Raw genomic sequence first — 24,895 nt, forward strand, 5'->3', positions numbered from 1 at the left:
CCCACGCTGAGTTCGTGGCCGAATGTCACCACCGGACCGATATTAGGGATCAGTGATGTTCGTTTATCGCATAGCAAATGGACAGGGAACAGGCTGTTCGCCGCCGTCACACTTAACGCTTTGTTCAAATCCACATCCTGAATACTCAGGCATACGACTTATTCGTACGCCTGAAAAGCATTCGGCGCTGTTATTAACAGCGCCGTTTTTGACTACTTGATCAGACCAACCCGCGAGAAGTTCGGCAGGTTGCTCGCCTTGGGTTCCGGCCAGCTCATCCAAACAGCGAAGGCCTTGCCGACAATGTTCTTGTCGGGAACCATGCCCAGCTCGTCCTTGGGAATGTTCGGATCATCCCAGTAACGGCTGTCGTTCGAATTGTCGCGATTGTCGCCCATCATGAAGTAATGCCCGGCCGGAACCGTCCACTCCTTGTCAGGCGGCGCACGATAGCGGCTCATTTCCTTGCGGATCATGTGCTCGACTTCGCCCAGCTTCTCTTTGTACAACTCGGCACTGCCCAGGGTTCCAGCCTCGACGCCCACCAATTGCTCGGCAACCGGCTTGTCGTTGACATAGAGATGCTTGTCGCTGGTGTAGCGAATCTTGTCGCCCGGCAGGCCAACTACACGCTTGATGTAGTTGACTGTCGGATCGCTTGGATAGCGAAACACCATCACATCGCCCCGCTTCGGATCACCCACTTCGATGATTTTCGTGTCGAGTACCGGCAAGCGGATCCCGTACGAAAATTTATTCACCAAAATGAAGTCGCCCACATCCAGGGTCGGCTTCATCGAGCCGGACGGGATCTGGAACGGCTCAACCAGAAACGAACGCAGCACCAGCACGATGAACAACACCGGGAAGAACGACTTGCCGTATTCAACCAGCAACGGTTCCTTGTTGAGCTTTTCGACGACCTGCATATCAACCGGCGTAACGCTGGCTTGATAGTTGGCAATGGCCTTGCGCCGGCGAGGAGCCAGGAAGACCAAATCGAGCAGCGCCAGCAAACCGCACACGGCAACAGCAATGACCAGCAACAGCGGGAAATTTAGTGACATAGGACCTAGCTATCCAACCTGAGCACTGCAAGGAAGGCTTCTTGTGGAATTTCCACGTTACCCACTTGCTTCATGCGTTTTTTACCGGCTTTCTGCTTTTCCAACAGCTTGCGCTTACGGCTAACGTCACCACCGTAGCATTTGGCCAGTACGTTTTTTCGGAGCGCTTTAACAGACGAGCGCGCAATGATTTGGCCGCCAATAGCAGCCTGAATTGCCACATCGAACATCTGACGCGGAATCAGCTCTTTCATCTTCTCGGTCAACGCACGCCCTTTGTAGTGAGCGTTATCGCGGTGAACAATCAGTGCCAGGGCATCAACTTTTTCGCCGTTGATCAGTACATCGAGCTTGACCAGATTAGCTGACTGATAACGGTTGAAATGGTAATCAAGCGAAGCATAGCCGCGACTGGTGGACTTGAGACGGTCGAAGAAGTCCAGAACCACTTCGTTCATCGGCAAATCGTAGGTCACTTGCACCTGAGTACCCAGGAACAACATGTCGTGCTGAACGCCGCGCTTTTCAATGCACAGGGTAATGACGTTACCCAGGTGCTCTTGGGGCACAAGGATATTGGCGCGCACGATAGGCTCGCGAATGTCTTCAATCGAAGACACGTCAGGCAGCTTGGAAGGGTTATCGACGTAAATCGTTTCACCCGTCTTGAGCAGCAGCTCAAAAATTACGGTTGGAGCCGTGGTGATCAGGTCCAGGTCGTACTCGCGCTCAAGGCGCTCCTGAATGATCTCCATGTGCAGCATGCCCAGGAAGCCACAACGGAAGCCGAAGCCCAGTGCGTCGGAGCTTTCAGGGGTGTATTGCAGCGACGAGTCGTTCAGCGTGAGCTTTTGCAGGGCTTCGCGGAAGTCTTCGAAGTCGTCAGAGCTGACCGGGAACAAGCCCGCATAAACCTGAGGCTGAATACGCTTGAAACCTGGCAGCACGTCAACGTCAGGCGTCGTGCTCAAAGTCAGGGTATCGCCCACTGGCGCACCGTGAATGTCCTTGATGCCGGCAATGATGAAACCTACTTCACCCGCCTTCAGGTCGGTGGTAGCGGTGTGCTTGGGGTTGAACACACCCACGCTGTCTACCAGGTGCATCTTGCCGGTGGACTTGACCAGAATCTTGTCGCCCTTTTTCACGCGGCCGTGGCGCACGCGAACCAGGGACACAACGCCCAGGTAGTTATCGAACCAGGAATCGATGATCAACGCTTGCAGCGGATCTTCGTAATTACCGGTTGGCGCAGGAATGGTGTGTACCAGACGCTCAAGCACTTCGTCGACACCCAGGCCGGTTTTGGCGCTGCAGGTCACGGCATCAGTGGCATCAATACCAATGATTTTTTCGATTTCTTCCTTCACGCGATCAGGATCGGCCTGCGGCAAGTCGATCTTGTTCAACACCGGCATGACTTCAAGGCCCTGCTCGATGGCGGTGTAGCAGTTGGCTACGGACTGGGCTTCTACGCCCTGCCCCGCATCGACCACCAGCAAAGCACCTTCACAGGCTGCCAGGGAGCGGCTAACTTCGTAGGTGAAGTCGACGTGCCCCGGGGTATCAATGAAGTTCAATTGATAGGTAATGCCGTCTTTGGCCGTGTAATACAAGGTAACGCTGTGGGCCTTGATAGTGATCCCGCGCTCACGCTCGAGGTCCATGGAATCCAGTACTTGGGCTTCCATTTCGCGGGCACTCAGGCCACCGCACATCTGGATGAAGCGATCGGCCAGCGTCGACTTGCCATGGTCAATGTGGGCGATGATGGAGAAATTGCGGATATGACTCAAATCACTCACGGGTCAACACTCAAAAAAGTCGCAGGCAGACTGCCCGCCGAAAAATAGCCGGGAATTGTACCTGATCCTCTCGCCAAGCGTCACGTTCACAGGCCAATGGACACCTACAAAAAAGCCCCTATCGCGAGATAGAGGCTCTTGATTAACTCAATGCCCGCTCATCAACCCGCCCGGCGCAACAACCAGAAACCGGCCAGAGCACAGATGGAGGCCGGTACCAGCACCGCAAACAGCGGCGAGAAACCGAACACCAGGCTCAAAGGCCCCAGCAGGTCTTGGGCGATCTTGAACACGAAACCTACCAGCACCCCGGTAAACACCCGTTGACCCAGGGTAACAGAGCGCAACGGACCGAAGATGAAGGATATGGCCATTAACACCAGCGCAGCCGTTACCAGCGGCTGCAACACTTTGACCCAAAAAGCCAGCCAGTAACGACCATTATTCAGGCCCTGATCCTTGAGGTAATGGATGTAGCTCCACAAACCTGCAATCGACAGCGACTCAGGAGCCATGACCACGGTATTGAGCAGTTGCGGGCTCAATGACACATCCCAACGCTCTTCAGGCGTTTTAACGACCTCAGTGCTGTTGCCGTGAAAAAGAGTAGTGCTCACGTCACTCAACTGCCATTGACCCTGATCGTACTGGGCCTTGATGGCAAAGCTCGCAGACTGCATCTGGTGGTCTTTGTCAAAACGATACCGGGTCACGCCGTAAAGCAGCCCATTGGGCTGAACAGCGTTGATATGGATGAACTCGTCACCCTGGCGATGCCACAGACCATGCTTGGAGCTTTGCGAATCACCGCCACCTTGCGCCAGTGCACGATTGGCCTGAGCGATGTTCTCGGTGGCCGGGACCACATACTCGCCGATCAGCACGCCCGCCAGCATCAGCACCAGCATCGGCTTCATGACGGCCCAGACAATGCGCCCAAGGGACACGCCCGCAGCACGCATGATGGTGAGTTCGCTGTTGCTGGCAAGGCCGCCCAAACCAATCAGGCAGCCAATCAACGCTGCCATCGGCAACATTTCATATAAGCGACGCGGTGCGGTCAGCATGACAAAACTGAACACATCCAGAATGGTGTAGCTGCTGCTGATACTGCGCATCTCATCGATCAACGCAAACAGCAGCGCCAGACCCAGGATGATGCCCAGCACGGCCAAAATCGCCAATAACACACTGCTACCAATGTAGCGGTCGAGCTTAACCACGGGCCATCTCCTCGGCACTACGGCGACTTGCCAGCTTCAAGCGCAGCGGCTCCCAATACATCAGTCCCAGGCCAATGACCAAGAACAGGCCATGCACCCACCACAAGCCCAGCGCCAGCGGGATCTTGCCACCTTCAAGCAGGCCTCGACCCCAGGTCAGCATGCTCAGGTAGCCCATATAAAGAAGAATGGCCGGCAACAGCTTGAGGAAGCGCCCCTGGCGCGGGTTGACCCGCGACAACGGCACCGCGATCAGAGTCACGATAAATACCAGCAGCGGGAAGGCAATACGCCATTGCAACTCGGCGACCGCACGCGGGGCCGGATTGCCTATCAGGTCAGGAGTAGGGATCGCGTCACGATCGGTCACGTCATTGCTGACTTCCGGTTTTGGCAGCAATACACCGTAAGTGTCGTACTTGATCGCACGGTAATCGGCCTGCCCCGGGTTGCCGTCGTAGCGATAGCCGTTGTCCAAAATCAACCAGCGGCTGCCATCGGGGCGAATCTCCTGACGACCCTTTTGCGCCAGCAGTACAGAAATACTACGGTCCTTGGCATCCTCGCCGAGCTTTTTCTGAGTAATGAAGACGTTGGACAAAAGGCTGCGGTCATTGCTCAGTTCTTCGGTGTAAGTCACCCGCGTACCATCACTCAACGACTGAAAGCGACCGGCTTCCAGGGTATCGAACTCGGTCAGGGCGTCCTGCTTGTTGAGCAACAGCTGAAATTCATTGGCGCCCTGGGGAGCCAGGCTCAGGCTGAGCCAGGCCACGATCAGTGCGACCAGCGTAGCGGGCGCCATGGTTATGGCCAGCAAGCGCTGACGACTCATGCCGGTGGCCGACAGCACGGTCATTTCGCTTTCAAGATACAAGCGGCCATAAGACAGAAGAATGCCCAGAAACAGCCCCAGCGGCAGGATCAACTGCATGAAGCCTGGCAGTCGGAACCCCATGATCAGGAACAATGACCCCGGATCCAGGGCACCTGAGGCGGCCTGAGCGAGATATTTGATGAAACGACCGCTCATGATGATGACCAGCAGCACAGCGCTGACAGCGCTCAATGTAAGCAGGACTTCGCGGGATAGATAACGGAAGACGATCAAACCAGACACTCCAGGGTCGTCAGGCTAAGGCGGCCAAACAAGCAGCATAACGAGTCGGCCCATACCCCATCATAGATGAGACGGGCCGTCTAAAAAGATGGCGCATTATCCTGTGAATGACCGCCCCTGTCACTGCGCAGTCTTGAAAGTACTCAGTTGGCCGAACCCCGGGGTTGTCAGGCTCCTGCGGCGGGGTTCAAACTGCCCGCTTTGACGCCAGCCTTAATCACAGGTGAAGCGCTTCATCTATCAAGCAAGCAAACAACATCGTTTGTGCGCATGTTGACCATTTGATTCAGGGACCCCGACATGGAACTGGTTGTAAAAAGCGTTAGTCCAGAAACGTTGAAAACCGCCACTCTGGTGGTCGCCATCGGCGAAGGCCGCAAGCTGGGCCCTACCGCCAAAGTCATTGACGAACTCACCGGCGGCGCTATCAGCGCAGTCCTCAAACGTGGGGATCTGGCTGGCAAAACCGGTCAAAGCCTGCTGCTGCAAAGCCTGCCCAACCTCAAGGCCGAACGCGTGTTGCTGCTGGGCACCGGCAAGGATGAAGAGCTGGGCGACCGCCCGTTCCGTAAAGTCATCAGCGGCGCACTTGGCGTATTAAAAGGCCTGGGTGGCAGCGATGCGGTGTTCGCACTCGACGAACTGGTGGTCAAGGGTCGCGACAGCTACAGCAAGAACCGCCTGCTGGCAGAAACCCTGATCGACGGTGGCTACACCTTCGACCGCTTCAAAAGTCAGAAAGCCGAACCTCGCGCCCTGAAAAAAATCACCTTACTGACCATCAAGGCTGCACAGGCTGAAGTTCAGCGCGCCGTGACCCACGCCCAGGCGATTGCTTCGGGCATGTCGTTCACCCGCGACCTGGGCAACCTGCCACCTAATATCTGCCACCCGGTTTTCCTGGCCGAACAGGCCAAGGATCTGGGCAAGGAATTCAAAGGCCTGAAAGTCGAGATTCTTGACGAAAAGAAAATCAAGGACCTGGGCATGGGCGCGTTCTACGCCGTAGGCCAGGGCAGTGACCAGCCTCCTCGTCTGATCGTAATGAACTATGCCGGCGGCAAGAAATCCGAAAAACCGTTTGTACTGGTCGGCAAAGGCATTACGTTCGACACCGGCGGCATCAGCCTCAAGCCGGGCGCCGGCATGGATGAAATGAAGTACGACATGGGCGGTGCTGCCAGCGTATTCGGCACCCTGCGCGCCGTACTGGAGCTAAAACTGCCGATCAACCTGGTATGCATCCTGGCGTGTGCCGAAAACATGCCAAGCGGCGGCGCTGCACGCCCCGGCGATATCGTGACCACCATGAGCGGCCAAACTGTCGAAATCCTCAACACCGACGCCGAAGGCCGTCTGGTGCTGTGCGACGCACTGACCTACGCCGAGCGCTTCAAACCCCAGGCCGTAATCGACATCGCCACCCTGACCGGCGCCTGCATGGTTGCACTGGGCGCTCACACTTCCGGCCTGATGGGCAACAACGACGAACTGATCGACCAACTGCTGGAAGCGGGCAAACTGGCCGACGACCGCGCATGGCAGCTGCCATTGTTCGACGAATACCAGGAGCAACTGGACAGCCCGTTCGCTGACATGGCCAACATTGGCGGCCCCAAAGGCGGCGCCATTACCGCAGGCTGCTTCCTTTCGCGCTTCGCCAAAGCCTATAACTGGGCCCACCTGGACATCGCCGGCACGGCATGGGTCAGCGGCGGCAAGGACAAGGGCGCCAGTGGCCGTCCTGTACCCCTGCTGACCCAGTACCTGCTCGATCGCGCCAACGCTTGAAGCTGACAATCGAAGGCTGCGCCGCTTGACGGCGGCGCAGTCCCGATTCAGGAATCGCAATGACCCCAGAACCACACACAGAGTTGACCAAGGTTGACTTTTATATCCTGCCCAGCGCCGAACCTTCAGCGCGGCTGGATTTTGCCTGCAAACTCACCGAAAAGGCTTGGCGCCTTGGCCACAGGGTGTATGTGCACTGCACTGACAACGCTCAACGCCAAGATCTGGATGAACGCCTGTGGCGCTTCAAGGGCGAAAGCTTCGTGCCCCACAGCAACACCGAAGACGAACCCGACGGCGTAGTCGTCATGGGCTGCGCAGACGCGCCCCCAAGCCATCAGGACTTGTTGATCAACCTGGACCTCAAAGTCCCCGAATTCTTCAAACGCTTCGCCCGCGTGGCCGAAGTAGTGGTCGAAGACCCCGCCGTCCGACTGGCCGCACGGGAGAGTTTCCGCTTCTACCGTGAACAGGGCTATCCTCTGCAAGACCACAAGTTACAACGACTCTGAGCACACGATGGACACCTCTAATTCGCCGCAAAAAGCTGCACACCTGCTCGATGATCTTGAGTCCATTCGCAAGTTGCTCGGCGATGAGGGCCTGCAACCGCCCCTCTTGACGGAGATGGTCGACCAGGACGATGCACAGATTCCGCTGCTGTCTGACGTGATCAGCGAGGAAGTCGAGCCCATACCGACGCAAATACCGCTGGTCGGTATTACCCCGGCGCCCGTCGTTGAAAAAGCGCCGGATGCACTGCTGGTGCACCTGGACAAGGAACTGCGCACGGCAGCCCAGGCCATCATGCAAGACGTGATCAACGACTTCGCCCCGCACATCGAAACCGAGATCAAACGCCGCCTCGATGCGCACATGGAGCGCTTGCTCGCCCAGCATCAGAGCTAAAGCGCTCTGCGTAGCAGCTGCCGAAGGTTGCGTCCGATTGCGCAGCGATCGTAAAGCCTGAGATTGCGGTCTACCTGAAAGACCGCCCCTTCTGATATGACGACGGCTGCGCCGCCGGACGTAGCCTCGTGCCTCGGCCGCTGCTACGAAATACGCACCGGCCACACCACAACTCGCCCTACGTCTCCCACCCCGCTATACTTGCCGGCTTTCCTGAATTAATGCCAATAGGGTCCCGCCGCGCATGGATAAGACCTACCAGCCGCACGCCATTGAAACTTCCTGGTACAAAACCTGGGAAGAAGAGAATTATTTTGCCCCGCAAGGCGCGGGCGACCCGTACACCATCATGATCCCGCCGCCGAACGTCACCGGCAGCCTTCACATGGGTCACGGTTTCAACAACGCGATCATGGACGCCCTGATCCGTTTCCGCCGCATGCAGGGTCGCAACACCCTGTGGCAGCCGGGCACCGACCACGCCGGTATCGCCACCCAGATGCTGGTTGAGCGTCAGATCGAAGCACAAGGTCTGAACCGCCACGACCTGGGTCGCGAAAAATTCCTCGATAAAATCTGGGAATGGAAAGATCAGTCCGGCGGTAATATCAGCCGTCAGATCCGTCGCCTTGGCTCGTCCGTAGACTGGAGCCGCGAACGTTTCACCATGGATGACGGCCTGTCCGAAGCCGTGAAAGAAGCCTTTGTACGCCTGCACGAAGACGGCCTGATCTATCGCGGCAAGCGTTTGGTCAACTGGGACACCAAGCTGCACACCGCCATCTCCGACCTTGAGGTTGAAAACCACGACGAGAAAGGCTTCCTGTGGAACCTTCGCTACCCGCTGGCTGACGGCGCCAAGACGGCTGAAGGTCTGGATTACCTGGTGGTTGCCACCACCCGTCCGGAAACCATGCTCGGCGATGCTGCCGTTGCGGTAAACCCGGAAGACGAACGCTACAAGGCTCTGATCGGCAAATTCGTAGAGCTGCCACTGGTTGGCCGCCGCATCCCGATCATAGCTGACGACTACTGCGATCCTGAATTCGGCACCGGCTGCGTGAAAATCACCCCGGCCCACGATTTCAATGACTACGAAGTCGGCAAGCGCCACAACCTGCCGCTGCTGAACATCTTCGACAAAAACGCCAAAGTGCTGGCTGCTGCTCAGGTGTTCAACCTCGACGGCAAGCTCAACGAAACCATCGACGGTACCCTGCCAGCCAAATACGCTGGCCTGGATCGCTTTGAAGCGCGCAAACAAATCGTTGCTGATTTCGACGAAGCCGGCCTGCTGGTCAGCGTCGACGATCACGCACTGAAAGTACCGAAGGGTGACCGCTCCGGCACCATCATCGAGCCGTGGTTGACTGACCAGTGGTACGTATCGACCAAGCCGCTGGCAGAACCTGCCATTGCCGCCGTTGAAGACGGCCGCATCGCGTTCGTACCTAAACAGTACGAAAACATGTACTTCTCGTGGATGCGCGACATCCAGGACTGGTGCATCAGCCGTCAGCTGTGGTGGGGCCATCGCATCCCGGCCTGGTACGACGAATCGGGCAAGGTCTATGTAGGGCGCGACGAAGCTGAAGTCCGCGCTAAAAACAACCTGGGTCCGGACGTTGCACTGCAACAGGACAACGACGTGCTCGACACCTGGTTCAGTTCGGGTCTGTGGACGTTCTCCACCCTGGGCTGGCCGGAAAAAACCGACGCGCTGAAAACCTTCCACTCCACTGACGTGCTGGTTACCGGCTTCGACATCATTTTCTTCTGGGTTGCCCGGATGATCATGCTCACCATGCACTTGGTGAAAAACGAAGACGGCACGCCGCAGGTTCCGTTCAAGACTGTGTATGTACACGGTTTGGTACGAGACGGTCAGGGCCAGAAGATGTCCAAGTCCAAAGGCAACGTCCTGGACCCGCTGGACATCATCGACGGCATCGAGCTCGAAGACCTGGTAGCCAAACGCACCACGGGTCTGATGCAGCCAAAACTGCTGAAGAAGATCGAGAAGCAGACCCGCGACGAATTCGCAGACGGCATCGCCAGCTACGGCACCGACGCCCTGCGCTTCACCTTCTGCTCGCTGGCGTCTACCGGTCGTGACATCAAGTTCGACATGGGCCGCGTTGAAGGCTATCGCAACTTCTGCAACAAGATCTGGAACGCCGCACGTTACGTGCTGGACAAGGGCGAAGACTGCGGCCAGAACGGCGAAGCCTACGAACTGTCACTGGCCGACCGCTGGATCATCTCGCAGTTGCAACGCACTGAAGCCGAAGTGACCCGTCACCTCGACCAGTTCCGTTTCGACCTGGCCGCACAAGCGCTGTATGAATTCATCTGGAACCAGTACTGCGACTGGTACCTGGAGCTGTCCAAGCCTGTACTGTGGGACGAAAATGCTCCGGTAGAACGTCAGCGCGGCACCCGTCGTACGCTGGTCCGTGTACTGGAAGTTGCTTTGCGTCTGGCGCACCCGTTCATGCCGTTCATCACCGAAGAAATCTGGCAGCGCATCGCGCCGTTGGCCGGTGTTGAAGGCAAGACCATCATGCTGCAACCGTGGCCAGTGGCCAACGAAGCACGCATCGACCAGGCGGCCGAAGACGATATTGAATGGCTCAAGGGCTTGATGCTCGGCACGCGTAATATCCGTGGCGAAATGAACATCGGCCCGGGCAAACCATTGCAGTTGTACCTGAAAAACGTCAGCAGCGAAGACCAGCGCCGTCTGACCGAGAACGATGCCTTGCTCAAAAAGCTGGCTAAACTCGAATCGATCACCGTGCTGCAAGACGGTGCCGAAGCCCCTCTGTCTGCTACCGCTCTGGTTGGTGAGATGGAAGTGCTGGTGCCCATGGCCGGCCTGATCGACAAAGATGCAGAGTTGGCGCGCCTGGACAAGGAAATCCAGCGCTTGCACGGCGAAGTTGCGCGAGTGGGCGGCAAATTGTCGAATGCCGCGTTCGTTGACAAGGCCCCGGCCGAAGTCATCGAAAAAGAACGTGCCAAATTGGCCGAAGCCGAACAGGCCTTGAGCAAATTGGCAGACCAGCACGCGCGGATTTCCAGCCTGTAATCACGCTGCGCACCTGATCGCGGGCAAGGCCGCTCCCGCAGGGTTTAACTCTGCAGGAGCGGCCTTGCCCGCGATTGCTTTTGTGGAATGAATTGAACATGACTACCCCACGTACTTCCAAAGCCACACGCCACAAGCCCAAGCCTGCAGGTGAAGCCAAGCCGGTCGAGCCGCGCGTCAAGCCGAGCCTGCACCCGCGTAACCGTCACCAGGGCCGCTATGACTTCCCGCAGCTGATTTCGGTCTGCCCTGAGCTGGCGGAGTTTGTGATCATCAACCCGTACGGCAAAGAAAGCATCGATTTCGCCAACCCGAGCGCCGTGCGCGTCTTCAACCGCGCCCTGCTCAAGGCGTTCTACGGGATTGCCCACTGGGATATCCCGGCTGACTACCTGTGCCCGCCGGTACCGGGGCGCGCCGACTACGTGCACTTCCTGGCCGACCTTCTGGCCAGCATCAACGACGGTGAAATCCCGCGAGGCCAAAACGTTCGTGTACTGGACATCGGCATGGGCGCCAACTGCGTCTACCCGCTGATCGGCCATAGCGAATACCGCTGGCAGTTCCTGGGCACCGAAGTCGACCCGACAGCAGTAAAAGCGGCCAAGGCGATTGTGCAGTCCAACGGCCTGAACAAAGCCATCAGCCTGCGCCTGCAACCCAACCCGCAGAAGATCCTGCTGGACCTGCTGGAAAGCAGCGAGCGCTTTGACCTGACCATGTGCAACCCTCCGTTCCACGCCTCGCTGGACGAAGCCACGCGCGGCAGTGAGCGTAAATGGCGCGCATTGGGCAAGGCAGATCCCAAGCGCAAGCTACCGGTTCTGAACTTCGGTGGCCAAGCGGCCGAATTGTGGTGCGAAGGTGGCGAACAGCGCTTTGTCACTCAGCTGATTCGCGAAAGCATTCAGGTGGGTCGCCAAATACTGTGGTTCAGCGTTTTGGTGTCCAAGGCTTCGAACTTGCCAGCCATCCAGACTGCGCTGAAAAAAGCGGGTGCCCGCGAAAGCCAGGTGGTGGACATGTCGCAGGGCAACAAGCAAAGCCGCTTTGTCGCCTGGACATTCCATGACAAAGAGCAGCAACAGCTGTGGCGCGAGAAGAACTGGAAGTAAGCGTGTAAATACGCCAAACCTCGTAGCAGCTGCCGAGCTGCGCGAGGCGGCTGCTACGGGAACAGCGCCCATAAAAAAACCGCACTTCGGAGTGATCCGAAGCGCGGTTTTTTTACAACAGTCTTACTTGTTAACAGCGTCAGTCAGGCCTTTGGCCACAACGAGCTTGATAACTTTTTTGGCAGCGATTTCGATGGCAGCGCCAGTCGAAGGGTTACGGCCAGTACGGGCAGGACGCTCGGTCACTTTCAGTTTGCCAATACCTGGCAGAGTGATTTCGCCGCCATTTTCCAATTGATCAGCAACGATCTGAGCCAGTTGGTCCAGAGCGTTACGCGCGGTAGTTTTCGGCGCGTCGATGGCTTCAGCGATATCGGCGATCAGTTGGTCTTTAGTAATAGCCATTGAGATGTTCCTTCCCTATCAAATTCATTTGGTTTGCAGAGTGCAATGTCAGCCATCGAGCCAGATCTCAAGGGTCTGGCACACCCGCCAGCTTTCACGACGAATCGCGGATGTAGATAGCAAAAACGGGGTTTGGTTCGACCTGACACATGCTGAATGCACGCTTTACGCCGTTTCCGAGCGCAAGACCGGGCAAAACTAGCACAGAGACAGTTAAATATCCGCCTCTACCTAGCCATTTGGTCAGCTTTATCGCCTTAAAACCGTAAAAAAACCGTACCGGGTGGTCTCAAGCCCCCCAAACACCGACCTGAGGCTCAGGTGCGGTACACTTGGCGCCTTTGCGGGGTGCGCCCCCTGTCCTCTCATTACTCGCCGAGAAGCCCATGCCGATCCGTCATTGCATCGTTCATTTAATTGACAAAAAACCCGACGGTACGCCCGCTGTTCTTCATGCTCGCGACTCTGAACTGGCCGAGTCTCAAGCCATTGAGAACATGCTTGCGGACCTCAACGAAAGCTACAACGCCAAACAAGGCAAGGCATGGGGCCTTTTCCATGCAGAATCCGGTGCTCATCCGTTCAGCGGCTGGCTCAAGGAATACCTCGATGGCGGTAAAGACTTCACCGCGTTCAGCCGCGTTGCAGTCGAGCACCTGCAAAAGCTGATGGAGGAGTCCAACCTCTCCGTCGGCGGCCACGTCCTGTTTGCTCATTACCAGCAAGGCATGACCGACTACCTGGCGATCGCCCTGCTGCATCACAGCGACGGCGTGGCAGTGACCTCGGATCTGGACGTGACCCCTTCGCGTCACCTGGACCTTGGCCAGTTGCACCTGGCTGCACGGATCAACATTTCGGAGTGGCAAAACAACAAGCAGTCCAAGCAGTACATTTCGTTTATCAAAGGTAAAAACGGCAAGAAAGTCTCGGAATACTTCCGCGACTTTATCGGCTGCCAGGAAGGCGTCGACGGGCCGGGCGAAACCCGCACCCTGCTCAAGGCCTTCAGCGACTTCGTTGAAAGCGAAGATTTGCCCGAAGAGTCCGCCCGCGAAAAAACCAAGACGCTGGTCGATTACGCCAGCAGCCAGGCCAAAATCGGCGAACCCATGGGTCTGGCAGAGTTGTCCGAGCTGATCGACGAAGAGCGTCCGAAAGCCTTCTACGACCATATCCGCAACAAGGATTACGGCCTGTCGCCTGAAATCCCGGCAGACAAACGCACCCTGAACCAGTTCCGCCGCTTCACGGGGCGCGCTGAGGGCCTGTCTATCAGCTTTGAAGCCCACCTGCTGGGCTCCAAGGTAGAGTTCGACGAAGAAGCCGGCACGCTGGTCATCAAGGGCTTGCCGACCCAACTGCTAGATCAGCTCAAGCGCAGCAAGTAATGCTTAACGGTATTTTGAAGAAAGTTCTGTTTGTTCTGGTGGTGGTGGTTATTTTCCAGAACTGGGGCAAGATCGAACGCATGCTCAACCCCTCAGGGGCCGTCTCCGAGCAAACCCGGGCCAGCGCCCGGGTGGTGCTGTATTCCACCGAATGGTGTGGCTACTGCAAGGCGACGCGCCGGTTTCTGGATGAGAAAGGCATCCCGTTCAAGGAGTTCGATATCGAGAAAGACGCCGTCGCCCGTCAGGCTTACGAAGCGCTGGGCGGGCGCGGTATTCCGATACTGGACGTGAACGGCACGCTGATCAGGGACTTCAAGCCGGATGCGATACTGGCGGCATTGAAATAACCCCTTGCGCCTGGCTTTGCACCAGGCATTCCTTGGCGCTCTTCCTGAGCTTTTTGATCAGTCGCTCCTGGCGCAAGGCTTCGCCCCTATCAGACCAGGACTCGACATACACCAGGGCTACGGCCGGGCTTGAAGCAAAAAAGCGCGCGCCCTTGCCGCTTTGATGCTTGGCAAAGCGGCGCACCGGGTCATCGCTGATACCGCAATACAGAGAACCATTGGCGGCCCGCACCAGATAAACAAACCAGGGTTTCTCGCTCACCGTCAACGACTGCCCTGAAAAGCTCTGAGCCCTTTTTGCGCCTGAGCCCGGATGGCGTTCTGCACCAGTGGCGTCCACCCCAGCAACAAGCCCTTGGTGCCCAGTGCCTGGCGCGCCCAGCGCCATACGTCGAAGTGATCGTGGTGCTCGCAAATCTTGCCGTCACGAAACACAAACTGCGCCTGAATATCATTGACCACCGTAGCCCCGGTCTGGCTAAACACGTAGGTTGCCACCCAGTGTGCGCTGCCGTGCTGTCCTTGGGCCTGAACCTGATCGAAGGTCAGGCTGAAATCCTTGGCACGGGAGGTCAGCATGCGCCACATGTCTGCGGCATCCTGGCCACGCAGCTCGCCAAAAACCGGGTCGCTGAACAACACGTCGTCGGTGTAGCAGGCCGCCATCGCTTGTGCATCCAGCTGCTGGAAGGCCTGGTAGAAACGAGTGATCAATGCGTGATGGTCTTGGCTCATGGCAGGGTCCGTGCGGGTCAGTAAGTCGAGCACGATAATCTGCCATGAACAGAAACACTATGGGCCTCAGATTTTCTCGCTCTGCACATTCACATACAGGGAACGGCCAGCGCCGAGCCCGGCAACGATAGCCCCCAGGCCAAGCACCGCAAAAATCCAGCCCACGGCATTCCAGCCCCCCGTCACCTCATGCACGACCCCGACCGCCAGCGGCCCCATGGATGCCACGGTGTAACCGATGCCCTGGGCCATGCCAGACAGGTTGGCCGCGACATGAGCGTCCCGCGAGCGCAGCACGATCAGAGTCAAAGCCAGGCTGAACGTGCCGCCCTGCCCAAGTCCCAACACAATCGCCCAGCCCCACAAACCCTCGATGGGGGCATACAGGCAACCAAACAATCCGGCCAGGGTCATGATCATTACCAGCACGATCGCCAGTCGTTGATCTTTACCCCGCGTAGCCAACCAGGGAGCCGTCAGTGCTGTCAGCAATTGCACGATGACCGAGCCCGACATCACCAGACCAGCCTGGGTCGGGGTCAAACCGCGACCGATCAGGATTGAAGGCAACCAGCCAAACACGATGTAGGACAACGAGGACTGCAGCCCCATGTAGAGCGTTACTTGCCAGGCAAGTGGATCACGCAGCAGGCCACTCACACGATAAGCAACGTTGTGTGAGCCTTGACGCTTGCCAACCTGGGGCAACCAGAAAATGGCCGCGATCAGTGCCGGCAACGCCCAAAACCCGAGTCCCATAGCCCAGCTCTGGCCCAAAGACTCGCTCAGTGGCACCGTTGCGCCCGCCGCCAGTGCCGCGCCCAGGCACAAGGCCATGGTGTAGACACCGGTCATGGTCCCGGCATGTCCCGCGAAATCGCGTTTGATGATGCCCGGCAACAGCACACCGATGACGCCAATACTGGCGCCCGCCAGAATGCTCCCGGCAAACAGCCCGACCTCCCCCAGACAACTGCGCAGAACGATGCCGCCGCCCAGTGTCACAAGAATCCCCAGCACCACCCGCTCGGTACCAAAGCGCCGAGCCAGAATCGGCGCCAAAGGCGCAAATAACCCCAGACAAAGCACCGGCAACGTAGTCAACAAACCGGCCTGCGCCGCCGACAGCCCCAGGCTGTCCGACACCTCGCCCAGCAACGGCGCCATGCTCGACAATGCCGGACGCAGGTTCAGCGCCACCAGTACCAGTCCCAACAACAGCAACCACGGCCGCAGCACGACCGGGGGCGTTTGCTGCACCTGTTCGTCGTCAATTTCAGCATCGATCAGCAACTCCTCCAGCTCGTCCAGATGGCGAGAGGGTTCGACGCTGGCATTGGCAACTGACGAAGGGTGAGTCATGGCTTGCTCCGGCTCAAGGTTCATTGATCAACGTCCGGCACAGCGCCATGGCCCGTTGCGGGTTTTGTTGTTCTACGGCTTCAAGTAACTCGACGTGCAGGTCGAACACCAATTGGCGCCTTGGATGAACGTCCATCGTCTTGCGCAAATGATTGGTCACAACGCTTGAGGTGTAGCGGTACAGCTCGCTCAAGGCCGGATTGTGCGCGGCATCTATCAGCCGCTGGTGAAACAGTAAGTCGCAGCAAATGTAGGTATCGAGTTCGCCGTGGTAATGCTCGCCACTTGCGTTCAGCGCAAGGTGCAACAGCCTCAGATCCTCATCCGTACGACGCAAGGCCGCCAGGCCAACGGCCTCAACCTCAATAATTTGCCGCATTTCCCGGCCCTGCTCGATTGAGCAGGATGACAACGCACGCAGCGTGTCCATCGGGTCGACACGCCCTCGCAGGTAACTGCCATCGCCCTGACGGATTTCGATCAGCCCGGTGAACGCCAGCACGCGCATGGCTTCACGCACGGTGTTACGGCTGATGTTGAGTTGCGCCGCAAGCTCCGGCTCAGTCGGCAAACGCTGCCCCACTGCCCAGGTGCCGTTGTTTATTCGCGTACGCAGTTGCTCAAGCGCCTGATCAACCAGCGAACGTTTTATGAGTGGAGAAGCGTCTGTCATTGAATTCACCCTTTCATCCAATCATAGGATGAATTTTCCGACATGTTAGCCAGACGTCTTCACATCGGCAATCAACTACAGATCAAGAGCCCCAAAAAAATGATAATTAATCATTGAATAAAAAACCCTTTAAGGGTAATTTCAAGCGCATCGAGGCTGCCTCTTATGGAAAAGAAAACACCTCACTACACCCTCCAGTGCATACAAGCCGATGTACTACGGCTTGGCGCAGTAGCGTTTACCAAAAGCGCCCTGGATGGCGGGCGAACCATGGGCCTGACCCTCGCCCAAATGCAGCGGGTCATTGCTTCTTTAGAACGCAGGGCGCTGTACAAGTCGATGTCGACCCACGCAGATCACAGGGTCTGGCAAGACGTTTATCACGCACAGGCCTACGGCTTGGCCATTTATATCAAGGTGACTTATCGCCCGAGTGGAGGGCCGCCAGTCATCGCTTTCAAGGAAAAAGACCTATGAGCAAACATGACTGTTACTCCTGCGCAGCACCAAACGCGATGCACCCCTTCAAAGGGCGTAGCTTCAATGTGAATTTCAAGCAAATGAACCGCATGGTGCATAGCCTGAATGGCCATGAATGCGCAGAGTGCGCAGAGATCGAGTTCGATGCCCCCAGTGCTGAGCGTTATGCCCGGGCTGGAGACGAACTGATAGAAGATGCTAAACAGGTGATGGCTGATGAGATGAAGCGCATCCGGCGCAAACTTCACTTCACGCAAAAAAGTGCTGTGCAGCTGTTGTCGGGGGGTGGCCACAATGCGTTCAGCCGCTATGAACGTGCCGAGGTCGAACCACCAAAACCTTTGTTTGTGCTGATGCGATTGCTGGATCGCCATCCCGAACTGGTTCGGGAATTACAGGCCATCAACGAGTGCACCGATATCAATGCGCTGCTGGTGCAAAAACAACAGCAGCGACACGAATAGCCTGTAGCCGCAGCCTAAGGCTGCGTCTACAACGGTTCAATCAATGCAAAATCTGATTCAGGAACAATTTGGTCCGGTCATTTTGCGGGTTGTCGAAGAAGTCATTCGGCGCGGCCTCTTCAACGATTTCGCCCTTGTCCATGAAAATCACCCGGTTGGCCACGGTGCGGGCAAAGCCCATTTCGTGGGTCACGCAGAGCATGGTCATGCCGTCTTCGGCCAAGCCGATCATGGTGTCCAACACCTCTTTCACCATCTCCGGATCGAGCGCTGAAGTCGGCTCATCGAACAGCATGATTTTGGGTTTCATGCACAGCGCCCGGGCAATCGCCACACGCTGTTGCTGACCGCCCGACAACTGCCCCGGAAACTTGTGCGCCTGCTCCGGTATACGAACCCGCTCCAGATAATGCATGGCGATTTCTTCGGCCTGGCGTCGGGGCATCTTGCGCACCCACATCGGCGCCAGCGTGCAGTTCTGCAAAATGGTCAGGTGCGGAAACAGGTTGAAGTGCTGAAACACCATGCCCACTTCACGACGTACCGATTCGATCTGCTTGATGTCGTTGGTCAGTTCCACACCGTCAACCACGATGCGCCCTTGCTGGTGCTCTTCAAGGCGATTGAGGCAGCGAATGGTCGTCGACTTGCCCGAGCCCGAGGGCCCGCACAGCACAATTCGCTCTCCCGGTTGCACGTTGAGGTTGATGTCCTTGAGCACGTGAAACTGGCCGTACCACTTGTTAACACCCTGCATCTGAATAATGCCTTCAGCGCTTGCAGTCTTTTTGATTGCTTCACTCATGTCGCACTCCTACCTAACGCTTGTGGCCAGTATCCAGCTTGTGCTCCAGATGCATGGAGTAGCGGGACATACCAAAACAGAAAATCCAGAACACCAACGCTGCAAATACATAGCCCTCGGTCGCCATGCCCAACCATTTCGGGTCGGCAGCGGCTTGCTTGACGCTATTGAGCAGGTCGAACAGCCCGATGATGATTACAAGGCTGGTGTCCTTGAACAGGGCAATAAAGGTGTTCACGATGCCGGGAATAACCAGCTTCAAGGCTTGAGGCAAAATCACCAGGCCCATGCTGCGCCAGTATCCCAGGCCCATGGCCGCAGCGGCTTCGTACTGCCCCTTGGGAATGGCTTGCAGACCGCCGCGCACCACTTCAGCCACATACGCCGACTGGAACAGAATCACCCCGATCAAGGCCCGCAGCAGCTTGTCGAAGTTCATGCCCTCAGGCAGAAACAGCGGCAGCATCACCGAGGACATGAACAGCACGGTAATCAGTGGTACGCCGCGCCAGAACTCGATGAAAGTCACGCACACCACACGAATGGCCGGCATGTCCGAGCGTCGTCCCAGCGCCAGCAAAATCCCCAATGGCAAGGCACCGGCAATACCCACCGTGGCGATGACCAGCGTCAGCATCAGGCCGCCCCATTGGCTGGTGGCCACGTTGGTCAGGCCCCAGTAACCGCCATGCAACAAGGTGAAGGCCAGAATCGGGTAGACCACCAAAAAGCCCAGCCCCCAGATTGCCTTGTGCTTGAAGCGTGAGATAAACAACGGTGCTGCGCCAACCACGGCCAGCCACACGGTCAGGTCTACCCGCCAGCGCAGTCCAGTCGGGTAATAGCCATACATGAATTGACCAAAACGCTGCTGGATAAACACCCAACAGGCACCTTCCTTGGTGCAGTCCGCCTGAGTGCTACCCACCCAGTTGGCGTCAAAGATCGTCCAGCTCAGCAACGGCGGCACGATCAGCCAGATCAGGTAAAAGGCAAACAGGGTGAGCAGTGTGTTGAGCCAGCTTGAAAACAGATTGGCCCGCGCCCACGCAACGATGCCGATGCGATTGCCCGGCGGTGGCATGTCGGGTTTAAAAACATGAGTTGTCATAGTCCCGTCCTCATCGCTCGATCAGCGCAATACGCGTGTTGTACCAATTCATCAGCAGAGAAATGCTGATGCTGATGGCCAGGTACACGCTCATGGTGATGGCAATGACTTCAATCGCTTGCCCGGTCTGGTTAAGTACAGTGCCTGCAAACAGTGAAACCATTTCCGGATAGCCGATACCTGCCGCCAGTGAAGAGTTTTTCACCAGGTTCAGGTATTGGCTGGTCAGTGGCGGAATAATCACCCGCAGCGCTTGCGGGATAATCACCTTGCGCAGCGTCGGCCCCGGACGCAGGCCCAGCGAGCGAGCCGCCTCGGTTTGGCCATGGCTGACTGACTTGATCCCCGAACGCACGATTTCGGCAATAAATGCCGCGGTGTAAACCGTCAACGCAATGGTCAGCGCCAGCAGTTCCGGAATCAGCACCCAGCCTCCGACAAAGTTGAACCCCTTGAGCTCTGGCATTTCCCAATGCACCGGAGTGCCAAACAACACGATGCTCAAGCCAGGAATCACCAGCATCAGAGCCAGCCCGACCCAAAACTTGTGGAACGGCACGCCGGTCTCTTCGAAACGCTTGTTGGCTCGACGAACCATCAGCACGACGGCAACAAGAGCCAGTACCACACTGCCCACAAATGGCCAGAAGGCTTCGGTGCCAACAGCTGCGGGCATGTTCAGACCGCGGCTGCTCATATAAAAGGTGTCGGCAAAGTTGTGGCTGTTGCGTGGCCCCGGCATGGTCAGGAAGACCGCGAAGTACCAGAAGAGAATTTGCAGCAGAGGCGGGATATTGCGGAAGATCTCGACATACACCGTCGCCAGCTTGCTGATCATCCAGTTCGACGACAAGCGAGCAACACCGATGATAAAGCCCAGAACCGTCGCCAGGACGATACCGATGACGGACACCAGCAACGTGTTAAGCAAACCGATCAGAAACACTCGGGCGTAACTATCGGATTCGGTGTAATCGATCAAATGCTGCGCAATACCAAAACCGGCACTGCGTTCAAGAAAGTCAAAACCCGAAGTAATGCCACGATGCTGCAGGTTGGTCTGGGTGTTGTTGAACAGATACCAGCCCATGAAAACCACCAGCGCCACGGTGATGAGCTGAAATAACCACGCACGCACACGTGGATCGCCAAGGCTGAACCTTGGCTTGGGTGCGCCGACTTTAATTTGCATGAAGTGCCCCTAAAAATGGATCAGACAACATCACCCGGCAGTTGGCCTGCCGGGTGAAAGGGCTATCAGCGCACTGGTGGTGCGTATTGAATGCCGCCGTTATTCCACAGAGCGTTCAGCCCGCGGTCGATGGCCAAAGGAGTATTTTTGCCGAGGTTTTTCTCGAAGACTTCGCCGTAGTTACCGACCTGGCTGACAATCTGTACCACCCAGTCTTTTGGCAGTTTCAGGTCTTTGCCGTATTCGCCGTCAGCACCCAGCAAACGGGCCACATCAGGGTTTTTGGTCGCCTTGGCTTCAGCCAGAACGTTTTTGGAGGTGATGCCCGCCTCTTCAGCATTGAGCATGGCGAACAGGGTCCACTTCACAATGCTGAACCAGTCTTCGTCACCCTTGCGTACGACAGGGCCGAGCGGCTCCTTGGAGATGGTTTCAGGCAATACGACGTAGTCGTTCGGGTTGGCCAGCTTGCTGCGCTGTGCGTACAACTGCGACTTGTCGGAGGTCAACACGTCGCAACGGCCGCTTTCCAGCGACTTGGCGCTTTCATCGGAGGTGTCAAAAGTGATTGGGGTGTACTTGAGGTTGTTACCACGGAAGTAGTCCGACACGTTCAACTCTGTGGTGGTACCGGCCTGGATACAGATGGTTGCACCGTCCAGTTCCTTGGCACTTTTAACCCCCAGTTTGTTGTTGACCAAAAAGCCAATGCCATCGTAATAAGTCACGCCCGCAAACACCATGCCCATGCCCGCGTCACGAGAGCTGGTCCAGGTCGTGTTACGCGACAGCACGTCCACTTCGCCCGACTGCAGGGCAGTGAAACGCTCCTTGGCATTCAACTGGCTGAACTTGACCTTGTTTGCATCGCCAAATACAGCGGCGGCCACTGCGCGGCAAATGTCTGCATCAATACCCTGAATCTTGCCAGTGGCATCCGGCACCGAGAAACCCGGCAATCCGTCACTGACGCCACATTGCACAAACCCTTTCTTTTTAACGCTGTCCAGGGTTGCGCCTGCGTGGACAAAACCACTGGCACTGAGTAGCACGATGGCTGCGGTGGCCAAAGCCAGGGTGGATTTCAACTGCTTCATTCAAACCTCCAGTGATGCTTTTGTTGTGTTTGAACAAGACCCGCCGCCCCCTTGTGAGGCACTGTTGACCCGTGTTGGCTTTTTATTGGGTCAAGCGGCATAAGTCTTGAGCGATGGGTGCATCGCACGAACCGTCAAACTGAAGCGCTCACTTGAGCTGTTGAATTCCTTGTCTAACTTCAACCTCGGGATTTTTGCTGTCCCCCCATCGGCGGTAGCCTGTTAGTGTTACCGCCGAAGGGAAACGCATTCACGTCCCTGTCCACAAAGCAAAGCGCGTACCACTCCTGTTGCTTAAGTAAGTTCAGTAGGTAATGCAGGAAAAAACGTTCAAGCAGGCGACATTTTCTGTAATTTTTAACCGATCAAGCACATTTGTAGCGCACCCGGTTTGCGCACATGCACAACGATGGAGCACTCATGACCCAACCTCTTGTCATCCAACCCCAAAAGACCGCAGACGCCTGTGTTATCTGGCTCCACGGCTTGGGTGCCGACCGCTATGACTTCTTGCCGGTGGCCGAAATCCTGCAACAGTCGCTCCTGACCACTCGCTTCGTTTTGCCACAGGCACCGACCCGCGCGGTGACCATTAATGGCGGTTATGCCATGCCGAGCTGGTACGACATCAAGGCCATGAGCCCTGCCCGTTCCATCAGCGAAGAAGAGCTGGAAGAGTCAGCTGACATGGTCATTCAATTGATCGAAGCCCAGCGCCAGAGCGGTATCGACTCCAACAGGATTTTTCTGGCCGGGTTTTCCCAAGGTGGCGCCGTGGTATTTCACACCGCCTACCTGAAATGGCAGGGTCCATTGGGTGGCGTACTTGCCCTCTCCACCTATGCCCCCACCTTCAGCGAAGTGCTGCCATTGTCAGCCAGCCAACAACGCATCCCGGCCCTCTGCTTGCATGGCCAGTACGACGAAGTGGTTCAAAACGCCATGGGCCGTACAGCTTATGAGCGATTGAAAGCTGCAGGCGTAGCGGTTACATGGCAGGAATACCCAATGGGCCATGAAGTGTTACCCGAAGAAATTCGCGACATCGGTGCCTGGCTGGCGAAACGCCTGGGCTAAAACCGAAACATCCTGTCGTTCACTACGCCGAGCACCCGACTTGCATTACACTGCCCGGCGTACACTCCTTAACCAACTGATGAGATGACCGTGCTCAAAGCACTCAAAAAAATATTCGGTAAAAGCGAGGCTGAGCCGCTCGCGCCAGCATCCATCGCACCTGCGAGCAACCCCAGCCCGCGAACCGACGCGCAACAGCCTGGCCGCTCTGCTCCTGCATCTGCTCCAGCCCCTGCGCCGGTGACCATCCCTGACGCACAACCCGCTGCTGAACAACCACGCGTCGAAAAACCAAAAGCGGCAAAACCACGGCGCGACGTGGCACCCAAGCCACCGGTCATTCCCTGGAAACTCGAAGACTTTGCAGTCGAGCCACAAGAAGGCAAGGTCCGGTTTCACGATTTCAAGCTCACCCCTGAGCTGATGCACGCCATTCAAGACCTCGGTTTCCCCTACTGCACTCCGATCCAGGCTGAAGTATTGGGCTATACCCTGAGCGGTCGCGACGCCATTGGCCGCGCCCAGACCGGTACCGGTAAAACCGCTGCATTCCTGATCTCCATCATCAGCCAGTTGACCCAGACCCCGCCGCCCAAAGAGCGTTACATGGGCGAGCCGCGCGCACTGATCATCGCGCCGACCCGTGAGCTGGTAGTGCAAATCGCCAAAGACGCGGCCGACCTGACCAAGTACACCGACCTCAACGTCATGACATTCGTTGGCGGCATGGACTTCGACAAGCAGCTAAAGCAGCTTGAAGCGCGTCATTGCGACATCCTGGTAGCGACTCCGGGCCGACTGCTGGACTTCAACCAGCGCGGCGAAGTGCATTTGGACATGGTCGAAGTGATGGTGCTCGACGAAGCCGACCGCATGCTGGACATGGGCTTCATCCCACAAGTACGCCAGATCATTCGCCAGACGCCACCGAAAGCCGAGCGTCAGACGCTACTGTTCTCTGCGACCTTTACCGAGGACGTGATGAACCTGGCCAAGCAATGGACCACCGACCCTGCCATCGTCGAAATCGAGGCGATCAACGTCGCCAGCGACATGGTTGAGCAGCACGTGTATGCCGTTGCCGGTGCCGACAAGTACAAATTGCTGTTCAACCTGGTGAACGACAACGGTTGGGAGCGGGTCATCGTCTTCGCCAACCGCAAGGACGAAGTGCGCCGTATTGAAGAGCGTCTGGTGCGTGATGGCATTAACGCAGCCCAACTGTCGGGTGATGTGCCGCAGCACAAACGCATCAAGACCCTCGAAGGTTTTCGCGAAGGCAAGATTCGCGTGCTGGTGGCCACCGACGTGGCAGGCCGAGGGATTCACATCGACGGCATCAGTCACGTGATCAACTTCACCCTGCCCGAAATGCCCGACGACTACGTACACCGCATTGGCCGTACCGGCCGCGCTGGCGCCAGCGGCGTTTCAATCAGCTTTGCCGGTGAAGACGACTCGTATCAACTGCCGTCGATCGAAGCCTTGCTGGGACGCAAAATCAGCTGCGAAACACCCCCGACCGAACTGCTGCGCCCCGTTGTACGGGCCGTACGCAAGCCCCACGATCCGGATGCAACTGCTTGACTGAATGTGTGATGGGCTGCGCAGTTTTCGCAAAGGCTGACAGCA

At 57.1% G+C, this 24,895-nt stretch carries 24 protein-coding genes; 11 read left to right on the top strand and 13 right to left on the bottom strand.

Translation table 11 applies throughout. The features are described 5' to 3' along the window. Nucleotides 1-212 precede the first annotated feature (212 nt). The 4 genes from lepB to lptF form a co-directional block, all read right to left on the bottom strand. Nucleotides 213-1,067 carry a signal peptidase I gene (gene lepB, locus RGV06_RS09575; RefSeq protein WP_019822043.1) on the bottom strand — a complete coding sequence of 285 codons (855 nt, stop codon included), beginning with the start codon at nt 1,065-1,067 and terminating at the stop codon, nt 213-215. A gap of 5 nt (nt 1,068-1,072) precedes the next feature. Then, entirely contained in the window at nt 1,073-2,872 is a 1,800-nt protein-coding gene (gene lepA, locus RGV06_RS09580) for a translation elongation factor 4 (RefSeq protein ID WP_019822041.1), read from the bottom strand. Between the two features lie 161 nt (nt 2,873-3,033). Then, nucleotides 3,034-4,095 carry an LPS export ABC transporter permease LptG gene (gene lptG / locus RGV06_RS09585; protein WP_019822039.1) on the bottom strand — a complete coding sequence of 354 codons (1,062 nt, stop codon included), beginning with the start codon at nt 4,093-4,095 and terminating at the stop codon, nt 3,034-3,036. Then, the gene (gene lptF / locus RGV06_RS09590) at nt 4,088-5,206 is read right to left on the bottom strand and encodes an LPS export ABC transporter permease LptF (RefSeq protein WP_019822037.1); all 1,119 of its coding nucleotides are present in this window, start codon (nt 5,204-5,206) and stop codon (nt 4,088-4,090) included. The genes lptG and lptF overlap by 8 nt, the downstream gene beginning before the upstream one ends. 309 nt (nt 5,207-5,515) lie before the next feature. Here lptF and RGV06_RS09595 point away from each other — a divergent pair, with 309 nt between their 5' ends. From RGV06_RS09595 to rlmF, 5 genes are all read left to right on the top strand, one after another. Next, nucleotides 5,516-7,006, top strand: coding sequence for a leucyl aminopeptidase (locus RGV06_RS09595; protein WP_019822034.1), 1,491 nt, complete (start codon nt 5,516-5,518; stop codon nt 7,004-7,006). Nucleotides 7,007-7,089: 83 nt separating this feature from the next. Continuing rightward, nucleotides 7,090-7,518, top strand: coding sequence for a DNA polymerase III subunit chi (locus tag RGV06_RS09600; protein WP_019822033.1), 429 nt, complete (start codon nt 7,090-7,092; stop codon nt 7,516-7,518). Nucleotides 7,519-7,525: 7 nt separating this feature from the next. After that, on the top strand, nt 7,526-7,915 hold the full coding sequence (locus RGV06_RS09605; protein WP_322149883.1) for a DNA polymerase III subunit chi: 390 nt from the start codon (nt 7,526-7,528) through the stop codon (nt 7,913-7,915). 244 nt (nt 7,916-8,159) lie between these two features. Beyond that, on the top strand, nt 8,160-11,006 hold the full coding sequence (locus tag RGV06_RS09610; RefSeq protein WP_019822030.1) for a valine--tRNA ligase: 2,847 nt from the start codon (nt 8,160-8,162) through the stop codon (nt 11,004-11,006). Between the two features lie 98 nt (nt 11,007-11,104). Then, nucleotides 11,105-12,121, top strand: a complete 1,017-nt coding sequence (gene rlmF / locus RGV06_RS09615; RefSeq protein WP_019822028.1) for a 23S rRNA (adenine(1618)-N(6))-methyltransferase RlmF — start codon at nt 11,105-11,107, stop codon at nt 12,119-12,121. A gap of 123 nt (nt 12,122-12,244) precedes the next feature. Here rlmF and RGV06_RS09620 read toward each other — a convergent pair whose 3' ends face one another. Beyond that, entirely contained in the window at nt 12,245-12,526 is a 282-nt protein-coding gene (locus tag RGV06_RS09620; RefSeq protein ID WP_003440137.1) for an HU family DNA-binding protein, read from the bottom strand. 386 nt (nt 12,527-12,912) lie between these two features. Between RGV06_RS09620 and yejK the strand changes: the two genes are divergently transcribed. Both yejK and RGV06_RS09630 read left to right on the top strand, forming a co-directional pair. Then, on the top strand, nt 12,913-13,917 hold the full coding sequence (gene yejK, locus RGV06_RS09625) for a nucleoid-associated protein YejK (protein WP_019822022.1): 1,005 nt from the start codon (nt 12,913-12,915) through the stop codon (nt 13,915-13,917). Next, the gene (locus RGV06_RS09630; protein ID WP_019822021.1) at nt 13,917-14,267 is read left to right on the top strand and encodes a glutaredoxin family protein; all 351 of its coding nucleotides are present in this window, start codon (nt 13,917-13,919) and stop codon (nt 14,265-14,267) included. Before yejK ends, RGV06_RS09630 begins: the two co-directional genes overlap by 1 nt. Here RGV06_RS09630 and RGV06_RS09635 read toward each other — a convergent pair. From RGV06_RS09635 to RGV06_RS09650, 4 genes are all read right to left on the bottom strand, one after another. Beyond that, nucleotides 14,233-14,529, bottom strand: coding sequence for a GIY-YIG nuclease family protein (locus RGV06_RS09635; protein WP_416194557.1), 297 nt, complete (start codon nt 14,527-14,529; stop codon nt 14,233-14,235). The genes RGV06_RS09630 and RGV06_RS09635 overlap by 35 nt on opposite strands. Nucleotides 14,530-14,531: 2 nt before the next feature. Further along, entirely contained in the window at nt 14,532-15,002 is a 471-nt protein-coding gene (locus RGV06_RS09640; protein WP_046810059.1) for a nuclear transport factor 2 family protein, read from the bottom strand. A 66-nt stretch (nt 15,003-15,068) separates the two neighbouring features. Beyond that, nucleotides 15,069-16,388 (bottom strand): CynX/NimT family MFS transporter, encoded by a 1,320-nt coding sequence (locus RGV06_RS09645; RefSeq protein WP_019822015.1) that lies wholly within the window; start codon nt 16,386-16,388, stop codon nt 15,069-15,071. Beyond that, nucleotides 16,378-17,037 carry a FadR/GntR family transcriptional regulator gene (locus RGV06_RS09650; RefSeq protein ID WP_019822014.1) on the bottom strand — a complete coding sequence of 220 codons (660 nt, stop codon included), beginning with the start codon at nt 17,035-17,037 and terminating at the stop codon, nt 16,378-16,380. The genes RGV06_RS09645 and RGV06_RS09650 overlap by 11 nt, the downstream gene beginning before the upstream one ends. 165 nt (nt 17,038-17,202) lie before the next feature. Between RGV06_RS09650 and RGV06_RS09655 the strand changes: the two genes are divergently transcribed. After that, the gene (locus RGV06_RS09655; RefSeq protein WP_322149886.1) at nt 17,203-17,514 is read left to right on the top strand and encodes a type II toxin-antitoxin system MqsR family toxin; all 312 of its coding nucleotides are present in this window, start codon (nt 17,203-17,205) and stop codon (nt 17,512-17,514) included. Then, nucleotides 17,511-17,981 carry a type II toxin-antitoxin system MqsA family antitoxin gene (locus RGV06_RS09660; RefSeq protein ID WP_019822010.1) on the top strand — a complete coding sequence of 157 codons (471 nt, stop codon included), beginning with the start codon at nt 17,511-17,513 and terminating at the stop codon, nt 17,979-17,981. The genes RGV06_RS09655 and RGV06_RS09660 overlap by 4 nt, the downstream gene beginning before the upstream one ends. A gap of 40 nt (nt 17,982-18,021) precedes the next feature. Here the strand turns inward: RGV06_RS09660 and RGV06_RS09665 are convergent, their stop codons facing one another. The 4 genes from RGV06_RS09665 to RGV06_RS09680 all read right to left on the bottom strand — a co-directional run bounded on the left by RGV06_RS09665 (nt 18,022) and on the right by RGV06_RS09680 (nt 22,186). Continuing rightward, nucleotides 18,022-18,786, bottom strand: a complete 765-nt coding sequence (locus RGV06_RS09665) for an amino acid ABC transporter ATP-binding protein (protein WP_019822008.1) — start codon at nt 18,784-18,786, stop codon at nt 18,022-18,024. A 13-nt stretch (nt 18,787-18,799) separates the two neighbouring features. Next, nucleotides 18,800-19,897 (bottom strand): amino acid ABC transporter permease, encoded by a 1,098-nt coding sequence (locus RGV06_RS09670; RefSeq protein ID WP_046810060.1) that lies wholly within the window; start codon nt 19,895-19,897, stop codon nt 18,800-18,802. A 10-nt stretch (nt 19,898-19,907) separates the two neighbouring features. Then, nucleotides 19,908-21,089, bottom strand: a complete 1,182-nt coding sequence (locus tag RGV06_RS09675) for an amino acid ABC transporter permease (protein WP_019822006.1) — start codon at nt 21,087-21,089, stop codon at nt 19,908-19,910. A gap of 65 nt (nt 21,090-21,154) precedes the next feature. Continuing rightward, the gene (locus RGV06_RS09680) at nt 21,155-22,186 is read right to left on the bottom strand and encodes an amino acid ABC transporter substrate-binding protein (RefSeq protein ID WP_322149887.1); all 1,032 of its coding nucleotides are present in this window, start codon (nt 22,184-22,186) and stop codon (nt 21,155-21,157) included. A gap of 420 nt (nt 22,187-22,606) precedes the next feature. Between RGV06_RS09680 and RGV06_RS09685 the strand changes: the two genes are divergently transcribed. Next, complete coding sequence (locus RGV06_RS09685; RefSeq protein ID WP_322149888.1) at nt 22,607-23,263, top strand: alpha/beta hydrolase; 657 nt, start codon at nt 22,607-22,609, stop codon at nt 23,261-23,263. A gap of 84 nt (nt 23,264-23,347) precedes the next feature. Beyond that, nucleotides 23,348-24,850 carry an ATP-dependent RNA helicase RhlB gene (rhlB, locus tag RGV06_RS09690; RefSeq protein WP_019822003.1) on the top strand — a complete coding sequence of 501 codons (1,503 nt, stop codon included), beginning with the start codon at nt 23,348-23,350 and terminating at the stop codon, nt 24,848-24,850. Nucleotides 24,851-24,895: the final 45 nt, after the last annotated feature.

Source organism: Pseudomonas sp. CCI3.1, from assembly GCF_034313985.1.
GTDB classification, from domain to species: domain Bacteria; phylum Pseudomonadota; class Gammaproteobacteria; order Pseudomonadales; family Pseudomonadaceae; genus Aquipseudomonas; species Aquipseudomonas psychrophila.